At 68.1% G+C, this 16,646-nt stretch carries 12 protein-coding genes; 11 read left to right on the top strand and 1 reads right to left on the bottom strand.

From position 1 onward, the window contains the following. Nucleotides 1-10: 10 nt before the first annotated feature. The 8 genes from AC6CR5_RS04480 (at nucleotide 11) to AC6CR5_RS04515 (ending at nucleotide 12,236) form a co-directional block, all read left to right on the top strand. Nucleotides 11-2,491 carry a capsular polysaccharide biosynthesis protein gene (locus AC6CR5_RS04480; protein ID WP_020927536.1) on the top strand — a complete coding sequence of 827 codons (2,481 nt, stop codon included), beginning with the start codon at nucleotides 11-13 and terminating at the stop codon, nucleotides 2,489-2,491. Beyond that, complete coding sequence (locus AC6CR5_RS04485) at nucleotides 2,488-4,548, top strand: glycosyltransferase (protein WP_006386431.1); 2,061 nt, start codon at nucleotides 2,488-2,490, stop codon at nucleotides 4,546-4,548. The genes AC6CR5_RS04480 and AC6CR5_RS04485 overlap by 4 nt, the downstream gene beginning before the upstream one ends. A gap of 57 nt (nucleotides 4,549-4,605) precedes the next feature. Continuing rightward, entirely contained in the window at nucleotides 4,606-5,766 is a 1,161-nt protein-coding gene (locus AC6CR5_RS04490; protein ID WP_026383511.1) for a polysaccharide biosynthesis/export family protein, read from the top strand. Nucleotides 5,767-5,773: 7 nt separating this feature from the next. Continuing rightward, on the top strand, nucleotides 5,774-7,114 hold the full coding sequence (locus AC6CR5_RS04495) for an ABC transporter permease (protein WP_045953139.1): 1,341 nt from the start codon (nucleotides 5,774-5,776) through the stop codon (nucleotides 7,112-7,114). Between the two features lie 9 nt (nucleotides 7,115-7,123). Beyond that, nucleotides 7,124-7,837, top strand: a complete 714-nt coding sequence (locus AC6CR5_RS04500) for a P-loop NTPase family protein (protein ID WP_006386434.1) — start codon at nucleotides 7,124-7,126, stop codon at nucleotides 7,835-7,837. Between the two features lie 121 nt (nucleotides 7,838-7,958). Beyond that, complete coding sequence (locus tag AC6CR5_RS04505) at nucleotides 7,959-8,990, top strand: KpsE/RkpR family capsule polysaccharide export protein (protein WP_006386435.1); 1,032 nt, start codon at nucleotides 7,959-7,961, stop codon at nucleotides 8,988-8,990. Continuing rightward, nucleotides 8,983-10,965: a Vi polysaccharide transport protein VexE gene (locus tag AC6CR5_RS04510; RefSeq protein WP_153228327.1), complete on the top strand. Its 1,983-nt coding sequence runs from the start codon at nucleotides 8,983-8,985 to the stop codon at nucleotides 10,963-10,965. Before AC6CR5_RS04505 ends, AC6CR5_RS04510 begins: the two co-directional genes overlap by 8 nt. Before the next feature lie 107 nt (nucleotides 10,966-11,072). Beyond that, nucleotides 11,073-12,236 (top strand): pectate lyase family protein, encoded by a 1,164-nt coding sequence (locus AC6CR5_RS04515; protein WP_045953515.1) that lies wholly within the window; start codon nucleotides 11,073-11,075, stop codon nucleotides 12,234-12,236. Between the two features lie 68 nt (nucleotides 12,237-12,304). Here AC6CR5_RS04515 and AC6CR5_RS04520 read toward each other — a convergent pair whose 3' ends face one another. Beyond that, the gene (locus tag AC6CR5_RS04520; protein WP_026383505.1) at nucleotides 12,305-12,910 is read right to left on the bottom strand and encodes an RBBP9/YdeN family alpha/beta hydrolase; all 606 of its coding nucleotides are present in this window, start codon (nucleotides 12,908-12,910) and stop codon (nucleotides 12,305-12,307) included. 292 nt (nucleotides 12,911-13,202) lie between these two features. On the opposite strand from AC6CR5_RS04520, the gene AC6CR5_RS04525 reads away from it, so the two are divergent. From AC6CR5_RS04525 to AC6CR5_RS04535, 3 genes are all read left to right on the top strand, one after another. Beyond that, a complete protein-coding gene (locus AC6CR5_RS04525) occupies nucleotides 13,203-14,330 on the top strand; it encodes a branched-chain amino acid ABC transporter substrate-binding protein (RefSeq protein ID WP_006386439.1) in 1,128 nt (375 codons plus the stop codon). Between the two features lie 212 nt (nucleotides 14,331-14,542). Continuing rightward, complete coding sequence (locus AC6CR5_RS04530; protein ID WP_006386440.1) at nucleotides 14,543-15,244, top strand: response regulator; 702 nt, start codon at nucleotides 14,543-14,545, stop codon at nucleotides 15,242-15,244. Continuing rightward, nucleotides 15,237-16,529, top strand: a complete 1,293-nt coding sequence (locus AC6CR5_RS04535) for an ATP-binding protein (protein ID WP_054447607.1) — start codon at nucleotides 15,237-15,239, stop codon at nucleotides 16,527-16,529. Before AC6CR5_RS04530 ends, AC6CR5_RS04535 begins: the two co-directional genes overlap by 8 nt. Nucleotides 16,530-16,646 lie beyond the last annotated feature (117 nt).

Here is a 16,646-nt window from a genome sequence, read left to right on the forward strand (position 1 = left end):
GAGGCCCGGAATGACAGCCTTTACCATCGCTCCGATCGGCACCTGCCGCATCCATACCCCGCTGCGCGATGCCGTGGCGCGCTACCCGATCAAGCAACAGCTCGGGCGCAACTACGGTTTCGTGCACACCAGCGCCGAGGCGCTGCAGCAGGCCCGCTTCATGTTCGGCCAGGCCGAGATTCCGACCGACGTGCAGCGCGTGATCTTCCGTCCGTCGAACGGCGAGCAGGCCCGGCGCGGCGTGCACAAGCCGGCGGACCTGTATATGGTCGAGCTATCCTCGCGCAAGCTGCTGACCGTCGGCGGCTATCCGATCCAGTCCAACTACCTGGGGCGCTACTTCAGCGAGTTCTTCGCCGACCGGGCGCGCACCCGCGCGTTCTGGGCGCAGGCCAGCGACGAACGGCTCGCCGAGCGGCGCGCATGGCTGGACCAGGATCCCGTCTTCAAGAGCCTGTCGGCGGACAATCGGGACCTGCTTGCCCGCATCGTCAAGCGTGAGCAGACGGACGACGAGATCGAGCAGCAGATGCAGCAACTGGTCGACCTGCTGGGCCGGGACAAGGTGGTGTTCGTCACGCACGTCAACGCCATGACGCCCGACAACGTGCCGATCGAACAACGCGCCCAGCTGATCGCCGCGGTGACCGCCAGCGCCCAGCGCATCGGCGTGCCTTGCTACGATCCGACGCCGCTGATGAACAAGATCGGGCAGGCCGACGCGATGGAAGATGGCGGGCTGGACCTGACGCACTACACCCCGCTGTTCGCCGAACGCCTGTACACCGAGTGGTTCAAGACCTTCGTGCGTCCGCGCCTGAGCGCCTCCACCCCGCAGTTGAGCGTGCCCAAGCTGGGCGCCGAAGAAAGCGCGGAGCGCATCGAGAAGATCTGGGACGCGGGCGAGCTGCGCGAAGCCTCGCGCCGCCTGCGCGACGTGCTGCGCCGCCATCCGGGCCTGCCCGACCACACGCTGCTGTTCGCGCGCATCCAGGAAGAGCTGGGCGACTACGAAGGATCGCTGGCGCTGCTGGGCGGCGCGGACGGCACGCTGGCCACCGGCAGCAAGGCCGAGCAGATCCTGATGCGCAACCACTTCAAGCTGGGTCGCTATGACCTGGCGCACTCGCTGGCCGCCGGCCTGCTGGGCGACGAGATCGAGACGCCGGAAATCGTGCGCATCGCGGCGATTTCGGCCGGTCACCTGGGATTCGTGGACGAAGCCCTGGGCAACTGGAAGCAGCTGTTCCGCATTTCCGCGCCGCAGGACGCGACCGCCACGGAGGCGGCCGACACCGTGCTCTCGCTGCTGCAGGCCGGCAGCGATATGGACGCCACCCTGCGCTGGGTCCATGAGGTGCGCGCCGCGATTCCGTCGCATGGCCGCAGCTTCGCCATGCTGTGGCGCGACCGGTTGATCGCCGGGGACCGTACGGGGCTGCGAGCGCTGGCGTCCGAGTCGCCCACGCTCAAGGACGTGGAGGCGCTGGAACTGGTCAAGGAAGCGACCTGGCGCGGATGCATCATGGCCGCCGCCGCGCTGGCCGTGTCCTGCAAACTTGCCGACAGCGAGCAGGAGGACATTTCGGCCTGGCTGCGCGCGCAATCCACGGCCTGGGCGGAAGAGGGCGCGCAGGCGCTGGAAGAAGGCCGCCTGCGCGATGCCGCCGAGCGCATCTGCGCGCACCGCCTGCTCAACCCCGACGCCCTGGCCGGCGTGCGCGCGCAGCGCGCCTTCGAGCGCGCCATGCGCCTGGGCGTGCGGGCGGCGCTGGTGGCGGGCAACCACAAGGAAGTGATCGACCTGACCGACATCGCGCTGGACACCGGCGTCGAGTTCCCGGAACTGCATGCGATGCGCGGCCGCGCGGCCGACGCGCTGGGCGACAAGCAGACCGCCATGCGGCACCTGGAGCAGGCCGCCGCCAACGAATCCGCGCCTTTCAGCACGCAGCTGCATTTCGCGCGGGTCGCGTTCAACGGCGGCTGGTTCGGCGAGGCCATCGACGCCTACAAGATGGTGCTGGCCCATGGCTCGGCCGACCAGAGCGCCAAGGAGGAAGCCGAACGCCAGCTGGGAAGGCTGGGACCGCGCGCCATCCGCGGCGCCCGCGAGATCCTGTCGGCGGGCGATCCCAAGGCGGCCTGGAACCTGCTCGAGCGCGTGGCGCAGTCGTGGCCGCAGATGACGGAAGTCGACCACGAGAAGCGGCGAATCCTGGCCGTGCTGTACGCCGAATCGCGCGCGCTGGACTCGTCCAGCACCACCGAGCGCCTGGCGCTGGGTGAGCGCATCCTGCAGCTGGTGCCGGACGATCCCATCGGCCTGCGCCTGGCCGCGGTCGGCGCCATGCGGCTGCACCGCTTCGAACAGGCCTTGCCCTACTGGCGCGCGCTCCAGGAACGTTCCGACAATCCGGCCCAGTACGACCACTACATCCAGCGCTGCCTGGTGTGGATCGACAAGGCCAACCGCAGGAAGGCCGCATGAATCCGCCACTGACTACCGAACGCAAGAACACCGCGTCCGACCTGCAGGAGGTCAAGACGCGGCTGGAGGAAATCGTGGCGGCGTCGGGACGGGTCCAGGTGGCGCAGGCGAACCTGGTCGACGCGCAAGCCTTGGCGCGCGGCCACATGGCCGACTCCAAGGTGCGCTTCCTGCTGCTCCGGCTGAAGGAAGCGGCCGGCCTGAACGAGGGTATGGCCGAGCAATGGGCCACGCTGCTGCGGGAATGCCCGGACGATCTGGAGATCGTGCGTTATTGCGCGACCCGGCTGGTCAAGGAGCGCCGCGTCGACGACGCGCTGGCGCTGGTCGAGCGGCACCTGCCCGAGTCCACGGACAATCCGTCGCGGCTGTTCGCCCGCGCCAAGCTGCTGAGCGATATCCGCGCGCATGAGCAGTCCGACGAGCTGTTCCGCCGGCTGATCCTGCAGCATACGGACCGCAACATCCGCGTCGAGTTCGCCAAGCGCCTGCGCAAGCGCGGCCTGCTGGCGGACGCCTTCGACGTCATCGCGCCCGTGGCCAAGCATCTTGCGCCGGGCAGCAAGGCGGCGGAACTGGCCGACGGCCTGGCCAGCGACTACGCCTTCTATCAGCGCCTGGAGCCCGAAGCCGCGCTGGCCGGCAAGGACATCAGGATCGTCTCGATGAAGCATGCGATCCTGCATTTCCGCAATCGGCAGATTCCGGAATACTCGCCCGACAAGCCCGTCTCGGTCGCGCTGGTGACCGGCAGCCTGGGGCCCGGCGGCGCCGAACGGCAGCTGACGCGGCTGGCCGGGGAACTGGCCCGCATGGCGGATACGCCCGCCCCGCGGCCCGCCGACGTGCCGATGAAGCCGGAAAAAGTCGAGGTGCTGGTCAAGCAGCACACCGAGCCGGCCGGTTCCACCAAAAAGCAGGGGCTGGACTTCTTCCTGTCGGTGCTGGTCAAGGCGCGGATTCCGGTCACGGAAATCAACAAGCTGCCGGCGATCTCGGTGGCCCACCAGTCGGTGCCGGACGGCAGCCTGAGCCGGCTGCTGGAACAATTGCCGCCGCCGGTCCACTACGGCGTGACGCGATTGGCGCCGGTGTTGCGCGCCAACACCTTCGACGTGGTCAGCCTGTGGCAGGACGGCACGTGCCTGTTCGGCGCCCTGGCGGCGCTGCTGGCCGGCGCGCCGACCATCCACCTGGTGTTCCGCGGCCTGCCGCCGAACATCCGCAAGGACCGCTTCCGCGAGGAGTATCCCGAGCTGTACCAGGCCCTGGCGCAGGTGCCCGGCGTGCATTTCGTCAGCAACAGCCGCAAGGCCGCCGAGGCCTACGCGGAGTGGCTCGGCATTCCCATCGTGCGCTTCCACGTGCTGTACAACGGCGTGCCGGACCTGGCCACCGATGCCGCGGCGACGGACCAGGAAAAGTGGCGCGCCTTCCAGGAAAGCACCGCCGACGCGACGGAGACCATCGGCGGCGTGTTCCGCCTGGAGCCGGACAAGCGGCCGCAACTATGGATAAAGCTCGCGGCGCTCTACCTGAAGCAGCGTCCGCAGGCGCGCTTCGTCATCGTCGGCGACGGCCGCCTGCACGAGAACATCGTGGCGCTGGCGCAGGAATTGTGCGTGATGGACCGGTTGCTGCTGGTCGGCTTGTCGAACCACGTGGGCTACTGGTATTCGCAGATGGATGCCAAGGTGCTGCTGTCGCGCTACGAGGGCCTGCCCAACGTGCTGATCGAAGCCCAATTGCTCGGCGTGCCGGTGGTCTCGACGCCGGCCGGCGGGGCGGGCGAGTGTTTCGAGGAGGACCAGACCGGCCACCTGCTGGGCGATGTCGAACATCCGGACCTGCACGAGGCCTGCGACAAGGTCGCCTCGATCGTGGATCGGGTGCGCGCCGACGCGAGCCTGAGGGCGCAAAGCCGCCATCGGGCGCAGACCCTGTTCTCGCTGGAGGCCATGCTGGCCAAGTTCCTGAGCCTGTGCATGCCGGCCATGCCCGAGTCGGAGAACGACGAGAGCATGGATATGCCGCCGATGCGCCTGATGCAGGCCTGAACGCCCGCCTTACCCAGGCCCCCTCCAGGTCCCCTGGTTTCGAAGACAAAGGAAACTATGCAAATGAACGTCCCGGCCGCGGGCCCGCGCCGCCTCGCGGCGCCGGCCCTGCTGCTGATTACCGTGCTTACGCTCAGCGGCTGCCAGTTGCCGCGTTCCGGCCCCATGCTCAGTGAGGTGACAGGCGCCCACGACGCCAAGGACGTGGTCGTGATGCAGGCCTCGCGCGAGCTCGCGCGCGCGAGCCGGGTTGCCGAGGTCTCGGATTTTCCCGTGCGCTACCGCGACCTGACCCAGGCCGGTTTCGACCGCCTGGTGCCGGGCGACGGCGTCAACGTGAAAGTGTGGGAGCGCGGCGGGCTGGGCGTGTTCACGGCGGACCCGTCCGGCGTGAGCGACCTGGGCAACCAGGAACTGGACCGCAACGGCAATGTCGCGTTTCCCATTCTCGGCAAATTCCAGGCCGGCGGCATGACGCTGGCGCAACTGCACGACGCCATCGTCGGGCGCCTGAGCCGGCTGGTGGCCGGCGCCGACGTCAGCGTGACGCGCGTGGCCGACGCCCGCGGACAGATGGTGACGGTGCAGGGCAACCTGACCAAGCCGGGCATGTATCCCATCACGCAGACCGCCCAGCGCCTGAGCAGCGCGCTGGCGCAGGCCGCGCCGGTGCAGACCAATCCGGAGCAACTGGTCGTCAGCCTGCGACGCGACAATCAGGTCGCCTCGGTGCGCCTGTCGGACATCTACCGCAACCAGAACAACGACATCCTGCTGCGCCCGGGCGATGTCATCACCGCGTATGAATCGCGTGAGTTCCTGACGGTGCTGGGCGCCGCCGGCAACCAGGGCCGCGTGGCGATCAGCAAGCGCAACTACAGCGTGCTGGACGCGCTGGCCGATGCCAGGGGCCTGGACGACAAGACGGCGGACCCGCGCTCGGTCTTCCTGTTCACGCCCGCGCAGGCAGGCGTGGACGGCAAGCCGGACTTGCTGCCGGTGGTGTACCAGTTCGATCTCACGCGCGCCGAGCAGGTGGCGCTGGCGCGCGAATTCAGCGTGCACGAGGGCCAGGCGATCTATATCTCCGACGCGCCGTTCACGCAGGTGCAGAAAGTGCTTTCGGCGTTCCGCGTGACCATGAGCGCCGGCTTCAGCGCGACGCGCGCCATCGACTCCGACTCCGGCTCGAGTTCCTCCAGCGGCGTCAGCCAGTAGCGTGTCGATGAGCAACGAGGATCGGATCAAGGGTTGGCGCGCGCGGAGAAAGGACAGCAGCTACGCGGTGGGTTCGGGCGTCGCCGCGTGGCGCCTGGATCCCGCCGCGCTGTTCGAGGCGAAGGCCGAGCCGGCCGTGCTGTTCAGGCCTTTGCTGGCGCGCCTGCAGGGCGAGCCGCATGACTCCGTGGCCGCCCGGCGGGCGGTGTACGAGGCGGTGCAGGAGGAGCTGGACGCGGAGATTGCGCGCGCCAAGGTCGACGAGACGCTGGCGGACTTCTCCCGGCGGCGCCTGCGCATCATCGTGCGCCTGCTGGAGCAGGACATCCGCGCGGGCGTCGACGTGTTCGCGCCGGGCTATATGCCGGCCCGGCTGGTGGCCGAGGACCGGCGCCTGGCCGAGGCGCACGCGCGGCGCGAGGAACGGCGCAGGCAGGAGGAGGCGCGGGAGGCGCGCCGCGAGGCGTCGCGCAACGACGTCGCGCTGGAAATGGAGCTGCCCCCGGGGGAGGCCGGCGACCTGGATATCCTGCGGGAGCGGCTGCGCGGGTTGCATGCCGGGCATCATCCGCGCCTGGCCGGCCGCGGCTGGCCAGGCGGACGCACGTTGCTGGCGCTGTTCGTCTACCAGCTGCACGTGATGCACGGCGAGAGCCGCATCGCCCTGTTGTGGGCGCTGGTGGGCCCGGTGGTGCTGCTGACGCTGATTTCGTCGCTGTACATCCTGATGGGCACGCACTACATCCTGGGGATGGACGTGCAGACCTTCTCGCTGCTGGGCGCGACCACCTGGATCATGTTCCGGCAGATCATCTTCAGGAGCAGCACGGCGTACGTATCGGCCCGCGGCCTGTTGAATTTCCAGGGCGTTTCGCCCTTGATGTGCGCGCTGGTGCAGGCGCTGCTGTACGTGTCGGTGTACCTGGTGGTGTTCGTGGTGCTGATCGGCGCCGGCCATGCGCTGGACCTCATAACGCTGCCCAAGAGCTGGCCGGGCTTCATGCTGTACGTGGTGCTGATGGCGTGCTGCGCCGCCGCGATGGGCCTGCTGTTCGGCGCGATCGCGACCTTCTGGCACTTCTTCCTGCGGCTGGCGCCGGTGATCGAGCGCTTCCTGCAGATTTTCTCCGGCGTCTTTTTCGTCTCGGAGCAGCTGCCGGAGCAATTGCGGCCCTGGATGCTGTGGCTGCCGTTCTCCCATGGCATGCAGCTGTTGCGATCGGCCTATTTCGACGCCTACACGTCGCAGGACGCGAGCCTGGGATATTTCCTGACCAGCCTGGTTTTCCTGATGGTGGTCGCCCTGGCGGCCGAGCGGCTGGCCCGTCCCAATATCCAGCCCATGTGAGGAACGACGATGATTCATCTCAATGGCGTGACGGATGAACCCCTGGCCTTCGGCAGCCGGCAGGCGCTGCTGGCCGGCGCCCATCTCGACATTCCCGTCGGCCGCTACGCCTTGCTTTCGCCCGCGCCGGAGCTGCATCGCCAGATCATCGACCTGCTGTGCGGCCTGCGTCCGCCGCGCCAGGGCTTCGTGCGGCACGAGGGCAACGTGTCCTGGGCCATCGGCCGGCAGGGCTTCATCCGTGGCAAGGCCAACGGCCTGAGCATGATCGAGCTGGTGAGCCAGATGTACGAGATCGATGCCGATGCGACGTACGAACTGGTGGCCGACCTGATCAGCGACCCCAGGAGCCTGAGCCGGCCGATGGAACATTGGCCGCTGTATGCGAGGCAGGAGTTTTCGTTCGCGCTGGCGCTGGCGCCGGCGTTCGACATCTACGTGATCGAAGGGGCGATTCCCTTCGAACCCTGCCGTTTCACCCGTCTCTGGCTGGCGCTGTTCGAAGAACGCCTGGTCGGCAGGACGCTCATTCTTTCCAGTTACCGCCAGAATCAATTGGCGGACTATTGCCTGAAGGGCCTGATTTATGAACGAAGCGCACTCCGCATCGAAGACGACCTCGACCAGTGCATCAGTAAGTTCCCCCCGCGACGATCACGCAGCGAATCCGGAACAGGCGACGACGTCTTCGGCGGCTTCGACGAGGGCCAGCTCGGCTTCTGAGAGCGGTTCCGAGATCGAGCGCCGGCGCCGCGAGCGGCAGGCCGCGCTGGACGAACGTCGCCGGCGCCGCTGGGTCAATGCCTTCATCGTCGTCGCCCCGGTCGCCCTGGCGCTGGTCTACGTGCTGTTCGTGGCCACGCCGCGCTACGAAGCGGAATCGCGCTTCTTCGTGCAATCGGGCTCGGGCCAGCAGGGCGGCGGCGCCATGGCGGCCAGCCTGCTCACCACGGGGAATTCGGGCGGCATGCTCGGCGGTTTCGTCGACGGCTGGGCCGTCAGCGATTTCCTGCGGTCGCGCGACAGCATGCGGCAGCTGGACAAGAAGGTCGGGTTGCGGCAGTACCTGCGCAACGCCGGCCTGGACCCGGCCAACCACCTGTCCGAGGATTCGAGCGAGGACGATCTGTATCGCGCCTATCGGGCCTCGGTCCAGGTTTCCTTCAATGCGCTGGAGCAGATCGACGTGCTGCGGGTGCGCGCGTATTCGCCCGAAGACGCCGAAATGCTATCGAAGGCTTTGATCGGCCTGGCGGAGGACTTCGTCAGCTCCATGAACGAAAAGGGCGTGGCGGACAAGCTGAAGGTCAGCGAGGAATCGGTCCGGCAGGCCGAGCAGAAGGCGCTGGCCGCGCGCGAAGCCCTGACCTCGTGGCGAACCACGCACGGCAATATCGACCCGACCGCCACGGTGGCCATGCTGCTGAACCTGTCCAGCCAGCTCGAAGCGGAACTGAGCAGCGCCCAGATCAACCTGGACAAGATCCGCGCGCTGGGCAACAAGGACCACTTCATGCTCAAGCCCGCGGAAACGCAGGTCGTGGCCCTGAAGAAACGGCTCGCCAGCGTGCGCCAGCGCCTGAGCGGCGAAGGCAACACGGAAGCGAAACAACTGAAATCCTACGAGGCGCTGCGCAACACCCAGGCCTTTGCGGATTCGAACCTGACGCTGGCGCAGCAGTCGTACCAGCAGGCCGTGACCGACGCCCTGCGCCTGCAGCGTTACCTGTCCATCATCGCGCAGCCGGTCTCCACGGACCGGCCCAGCAGTCCGCGCACCGGCGTGCTGCTGTTGCAGGCGCTGGCGCTGGGCTTCGTGCTCATGTTCGTCCTGCGCGCGGCGATGGCCTTGCTTAGAGGATTGCGCCATGGTTGATACGACGATAGAACGCCCCGGCACCGCCGCGGCACCGGCATCGGCGGCGCCCGCCGCCGTCGCAAACACCGCCGCCAGCGATGCCACCAGCCGCCTGCGCGCGGTCATCAAGCGGATCCTGGAGGCGGACGACCCCTTGCAGGCCATGGCCGAGCTCGGGCCGGCGCTGGCGCGGGTGGAAGAGGGCTGGCGCGATGCGCGCCGCCTGCTGGTGTCGCCGTTCGTGCGGGTGGGGCGACTGGAACCGGCGATCGCCGCGCTGGAACGGCTGGTCCAGGCCTATCCGGCGCGCACCGACGACCGCCGCCTGCTCGCCAGCCTGCTGGGCCGCACCGAGCAGTGGGAACTCGCCATCGCCCAGGCGGACGCCGCCGCCGCCATCGCGCCGGATTCCGCGGCGCTGCAGGCCGCGCGGATTCAACTGCGGGTGCAGGCCGGGCATATCGCGCAGGCGGCCGACGTCGCGCGCCAGACCGCCGCCCTGGCGGCGGCCGCGCCGGGCGACGCGCATTGGTGGATGCTGGCCTTTTCGCGCAACGGCGACGCGGTCGAGGCGGCCGGCATTGCCATGGCCTTGCAGGCCGATGACCTGCCGAATGCGCGCGTGGCGACGGTGGCGGTGCGCGCGCTGCTCGACGACGACCGGGTCGAGGCGGCGATCCTGCTGGGCAATGCGGCGCTGGACGCGGGGCACGATGCCCCGGCGTTGCGCGCATCGCTGGGGCTGGCGCACCTGCGGCGCGCCACGGACGACGACCGCAAAGTGCACGCGCTGGCGCACTTCGAGGCGGGCCTGGAAGCGGCCCCGACCGACGTGCGGCTGTTGACGCTGCACGGAGAAACCCTGCTGCGCGCGGGCCGCTACAAGGACGCCGTGGCGCCGCTGCGCCAGGCCATGGAGCTGGCCCCCGAACTGGAGCAGACACGCGCCCTGTATGCGCGCGCGCTGCGCTACACGCTGCAGTACGGGGAGGCCGCCGATCAACTGCTGCACCTGGTCGAAAAATCGCCCGACAAACAACTCTGGCAGCGCGCCGCCATCGGCGCGCTCTCGCAAGCGGGACGCAAGCAGGAAGCCGAAGCCTTGTTCGAGCGCTATGTCGGGCAACGCGGCCGGGCGCTGCCGCCAACGTTCCAGCAGGCGCTGGAACAACTGGAGCAGAAGCTGGATACCGCGCCCATACCGCAGGCGCGACTGGACTGGGCCTGGTCGCTGCGTGGCGATGCCGGGGCTGATCGCGCGCAATGGGAGCGGCGGGCGCGCTGGGGCCACCTGGTGGATCACCTGCTGTTCGATTGGCTCGAATGCCGCGAAGACAGCGTCGAGGAAGCCATGCAAATGCTGGGCGAACTGGACACCGGCGAACGTTTCTTCGCGCCGCTGCTGGCGGCGGGCCGGGGCGTGGTGGTGGCCACGGCGCACGTCGGCCCCATGTATGCCGGGCTGATGGCGCTGGAACTGCTGGGCATCCCTTCCCGCTGGCTGGCCACCGCGCCCAGCATCGCCCAGAGCAGCTATGCCGCCGCCCTGATCTCCACCGCCGACCAGACCGAGGCGCAGGTCGCCAAGGCCTGCATGCGCGCGCTGGCGGCGGGCAATGTGCTGTGCCTGGCGGTGGACGGCGCGGCCAACCCGGCGGCGCCCCGCACCCAGTTCGAAGGGCAGGCGGTGACCTATTCCAGTTTCGCCGCCCACCTGGCGCACCGCCAGGGCGTGCCATCGGTGTTCTACACCCCGCGCTGGGAAAACGGCCGCGTCGCCTATACGCTGGAGATGCTGCCCGCGGTGGAACCCGGCGAGGACGCCGATGCGTACGCGCAGCGCTGGCAAGAGGCGTATTTCAAACACCTGAGGGCGCATGTGGCCGGTCCGCCGGAAAACCTGCGCCTGAGCGGCGGCATCTGGCGCCACGTGCAGCCCGCGGATCGATCCGCGCGGCCCGCCGGCGCAGTGTTGGGGAGCGAGTTTCGATGAATCCGCGAACGAATTCGAGAGAGAGTATGAGGAGCAGGGCGCCGCAATGGGCCAGGCGCTGGTCCAAGCGGTTGCCGCGCGCGCTGGCCTGGCTGGCGGCGCTGGCCATGCTGTACGGCGGCGCGGCGGCCGCCAACGAGTCCTGCGCCAGCCCGGACGAGCGTTGTCCATTCGTGTCCGCGCTGCTGCAGCAGCGGGAGGGCTATGGCGCCCGCGCCACGGGCGGCCTGGGCGGCCGGTTCATCGAGGTCACATCCGACCAGGATGCCGGACCGGGCACGCTGCGCGCCGCGCTGGCGCAGGCCAAGAAGGGACCCACCTGGATCCGCTTCGCCTCCGACATGACCATCGTTCTGAAATCGCAACTGCGGGTGCCGTCGAACACGACCATCGATGGCCGCGGCAGGCACGTGGCCCTGATCGACGACGGGCTGGGCGTGTATGGCAGCCGGAACGTGATCCTGACGCACCTGACCATCGATGGCCGCCTGAACCGCCTGACGCAGGCGGTGAACATCGCCAACGACAGCCGCGATGTCTGGGTGGACCACATGGATCTGTCGCGCATGTCCGACCGCTTGCTCAACGTGAAGAACGGCTCGACCGACGTGACGATTTCCTGGACCAAGTTCCACAACTCGAACAAGGTCATGCTGCTCAACAACATCACCTCGAAGGACCTGTTCGCGAACTACGAACGTGATTCCATCGCGCGCGTGACGCTGCACCACAATTACTTCTTCAACACGGTGCAGCGCAACCCCAGGGGCCAGTTCGGCACCTTCCACCTGTTCAACAATCTGCTGGAGAATTGGGATTTCTACGGCATGAGTTTCAGCCTGGAGGCCAAGGCGCTGGTCGAAGGCAATATCTTCAACAACGATTCGAAGCGCGAGTGCGTGGAGCCGGAATTCTTCCCCACGGTGGAAGGCGTCAAGGTGAATTACTGCCGCTACATTCCCATGGCCGCCAAGCGCAGCGCGCTGGACAACGGCGCCTCCGACGAGGGCGCCTACCAGCAATTGAAGGCCGTGCACGGCTATACGCGCGACTTCAAGGCATTCCTGCGCCTGAAAGACAACCTCTACCTGGGGGACGCCAAGCCGGTGCTGCAGGACTATCGCCCGGAAGCCGCGCCGACGCCGCCCTATTGCTATGGGTATGAGAAGCCCTCGGCGGAGCTGGCGGAGCGCATCCGCAAGCACGCGGGGAACACCAGCGGCGATACCCCGCTGCCCGCATCACGGGTCGGGACGAACTGCGCAGGGTGACGGGCGGCGATGGGTTTCCCGCCTGCCGCGGGCCGACGCGCGCGTGGCGGCCAAGAGAGCCGGCGGCCTCAGGCCTGGTGCGACAGGGGACGCTCGGGAATCGGCGCGATGCGCTCGGGCGGCGGCGATACCCGCCACGAGGCGCGGCGGCGCAGCGCGCCGAACAGCTTGAGGCCTTGCGGCCAGTCTTCCAGGCCGCTGTCGGCGTTGATGTGGCCGGCGCCCGGAATCACCACCACGCGGCTGCCCCAGTGCTCGGCGAAGGCGCGGGCCCGTTCCAGCCGGCAATAGGGATCGTTGTCGCTGGCCACCACCACGCTCTGGAACGGCAGCGAGTGCCGCGGGATCGGCGCGAAGCCGCGCAGGCATTCCGGGGCGTCGGCGCGCTCGACGTCGGCCGGCGCCACCAGCAACGCGCCGGCGACCTTGGCGCGCAGCGGCACCGGCAGCGCCGCGCTGATCAGGCAGCCCAGGCTATGGGCGATCAGCAGTACCGGGCTGCGGGCCTGGTCGACCTGCGCCGCCAGCGTGGAAATCCATTCCGCGCTGACCGGATTTTCCCAGTCGCGTTGCCGTACCCTGACCGCGTGCGGCAGCAGGGCCGCCCAGCGCGATTGCCAGTGTTCGGGTCCGGAGTCTTTCCATCCGGGGACGATGATCGGTTGGAGTCTCATGGCGGCCATGATGCCGCGCCGTCTTAGTAACGCAAACGAATAAATGCGCTTTTGCATATACGGCGGCGGGCATAAAGGAAATCGGCCGGGGAGAGGGGCGGCGCCGGGGTCGCCGATGCGGCACCGCAATATCGAAACCTCGCCCAAGTCGGCCCGGAACCCCCTGCAAATGCCGGTATTTTTCAGTGTATGCTTGCCGTGCTAATGCAACGTAACGGGGCGTGACCAACACATTTCCGGCTGTCCGTCCGTGCGAAAACCAACGATTACAAGCCATTAAAGGAGTCCACTCATGAAGCAAGCATTTCGTCTGACCCCGGTCATCGCGGCGCTGGGCGTCGCCGCGGGGTTGGCGTTCAGCGCCGGCGCGCAGGCGCAGACCATCAAGATCGGCGTGGTGGGCCCCACCACCGGCGCGGTCACCCAGTACGGCGACATGGTGCGTGAAGGCGTCGACACGGCGGTCGAGCGTATCAACGCCGCCGGCGGCATCAATGGCAAGAAGCTGGAAACCGTGGTCATCGACGACGGCTGCGAACCCAAGCAGGGTCCGGTCGCCGCCAACCGCGTGGTCAACAGCAAGATCGGCTTCGTCGTCGGCCACGTCTGCTCGGGCGCCACCATCGCCGCCGCCGACGTCTACAACAACGAAGGCGTGGTCATGGTTACGCCCTCGGCCACGTCGCCGGCCCTGACCGACGGCAAGAACTACGAGTTCATCTTCCGCACCATCGGCCGCGACGACCAGCAAGGCCCCGCCGCCGCCAAGTTCATCCTGGAAAAGCTCAAGCCCAAGAAGGCCGCCGTGCTGCACGACAAGCAGTCGTATGGCCAGGGCATCGCCACCGCGGTCAAGAACGACCTCGAAAAGGGCGGCGTGCCGGTCGCGATCTTCGAAGGCATCAACGCCGGCGACAGCGACTACTCGGCCGTCATCACCAAGCTCAAGAGCCAGGGCGTGGACTTCGTCTACTACGGCGGCTACCACCCCGAAATGGGCCTGCTGCTGCGCCAGGCGGCCGAGCAGGGCGTGAAGGCCAAGTGGATGGGGCCGGAAGGCACGGGCAACCCGGACATCAACGCCATTGCCGGCGACGCCGTCGAAGGCATGCTGCTGACGCTGCCGGCCGACTTCACCCAGAACGCCGCCAACGCGGAGATCGTCAAGGCCTTCGCCGCCAAGAAGCGCAATGCGGCCGGCGCGTTCCAGATGACGGCCTACACCGCCACCCAGGTCATCGCCGACGGCATCAAGGGCGCCGGCAGCGAAGATCCGACCAAGGTCGCCAAGTACCTGCACGCCAATTCGTTCGACACGCCGATCGGCAAGGTCAGCTGGAACAAGCAGGGCGACCTGACGAACTTCCAGTTCGACGTGTTCGTGTGGCATAAGGACGGCTCCAAGTCCGTCTACAAGTAAGCACCTGGCATGCGCCGGGCGGCCTTGCCGCCCCGGACGCGCGCCGGGCGCCAGACCCTTCGGCCGGGCCGGAAGCAGCGTCTTCCCGCCCGGCTTTTGCGTGGGCGGCTGCCTTCGGGAACCGATCGGCCGGTCCCCCGGTCGAACGCCGCTTGCGCGGTTTTGCGTAGAATGCGGCCAAATCGAACTCTCTTTTCCTGTCCGGACACCCCATGACCAAGGCCTTGCTAGTCGAAGACGATCCGAAGCTGTCGCGCCTGATTGCGCAGTTCCTGGAGCAACACGGGTTCAATGTCGCCCAGGCCTACCGCGGCGACCACGCGGTGGAGGCTTTCCGCCGCCATGACCCGGCCATCACCATCCTCGACCTCATGCTGCCCGGCCGCGACGGCCTGCAGGTCTGCCGCGACCTGCGCGCGTTTTCGTCGGCGCCGATCCTGATGCTGACCGCCCGCGAGGACGACCTGGACCAGATCCTGGGCCTGGAGTCGGGCGCGGACGACTACGTCATCAAGCCGGTCGAGCCGCGCGTGCTGCTGGCCCGCATCCGCGCGCTGCTGCGGCGCCACAGCCAGCTGGAGGAACCGCCGGAGCGCCTGGAGTTCGGGCCGCTGGTCATCGACCGGCGCACCCGGGCGGTGGTGCACGGCGGGGTCGAGGTCGACCTGACCACCATGGAATTCGAAATGCTGTGGGCCCTGGCCAGCCAGGCCGGCCAGGTGCTCACGCGCGACGACCTGCTCAATGCGGTGCGCGGCATCGAGTTCAACGGCCTGGACCGCAGCGTCGACGTCTGCGTCAGCAAGCTGCGCCGCAAGCTGGACGACGACCCGCGCGATCCGGCGCGCATCAAGACCGTGTGGGGCAAGGGCTATCTGTTCTCGCCCAAGGCGCACGAGGACGGCGATGATTAAATTCGTCCTGCGGCTCTTCGTGGTGCTGGCGATCGGTTTCGTGATTTCCAACGAAGTCGTGGACCGCTCCGCCAACTACCTGTTCGAGCCTGTCAGCGACGCTTACACCCGCGAATCGGTGCGCGGGCAGATCCACAGCCTGGTGCAGGAACTGTCGAAGGTCGAGCCGGGCGCCCGCGCGGCCCACATCGAGCAACAGCTGGCGCCGTACTACGGCCTGGGGCTGCGGGTGTTCAACGCCGCGGACTACAACGCCAGCGACAAGGAACGCCGCATCGCCGCCAAGGGCGACTTCTTCATCCGCGACAAGATGCAGACCTTCGTGGCCGCCATTCCGGGGCCGGGCAACCAATGGCTGGAGGTCAAGCTGCCGCCCGAGCCGTCATTCGGCCCGTGGGTGGTGGCTGCGGTGTATTCGGCGCTGGGCCTGCTGCTGTGCGCCTTCATGCTGGTGTGGGCGCTGCCGATCTGGCGCGACCTGGAAGCCCTCAAGACGGCGGCGTTGCGCATGGGGCAGGGCGACCTGCAGGCCCGGGCCCGCCTGTCGCGACATTCCAGCATCGGCAACCTGGGGGACACCTTCAACCAGATGTCCGAGCGCATCGGCGCGCTGATCAACAACCAGCGCGAACTGACCAACGCGGTCTCGCACGAGCTGCGCACGCCGATCGCGCGCCTGTCGTTCGAACTGGACATGATCGGCCGGGCGGAAGAGCCGCTCGAGCGCAAGCGCCTGATCGACGACATGAAAAGCGACGTCGCCGAACTGGACAGCATGGCTTCCGAACTGCTGATGTACGCCCGCCTGGAGCACAAGGGCGACGGCGTCACCCTGCAGCCGCAGGACGCCCGCAGCTGGCTCGATTCGGTTGTGCAGCACGCCGCGTTCCAGGCCGAGCAGTCCGGCGTGCGTTGCGAAGTGGTGCTGTGCCAGGTGCGCGAGGTGCACCTGCATCAGCGCTACATGACACGGGCGTTGCTGAACCTGCTGCAGAACGCCATCCGCTATGCCAGCGGCCGGGTGCAGGTCAGCCTGGCGTCGCCGGCCCCGCGCGAGTATGTGCTGATGGTCGACGACGACGGCCCCGGCATTCCGGCCGCGGATCGCAAGCGGATCTTCGAACCGTTCATCCGCCTGGACGAAAGCCGCGACCGCGGCACCGGCGGCACCGGCCTGGGGCTGGCCATCGTCAGCCGGGTGGCGCGCTGGCACAACGGCAGCGCCGAGGCGGCCGATAGCCCGCTCGGCGGGGCCCGTTTCATCGTGAGCTGGAAGGCGGCCTGAGCGGCCCCGCGGGGCATCCGGCACGCCTTTAACAAACTTCACAATCTGCCCCGGCATTCTTCACAAACTCCATACAAAGCGGGAAAGATCGGCGCGGCATCCCTGACTAGCATGACG

The organism is Achromobacter sp. EG18, from assembly GCF_059759395.1.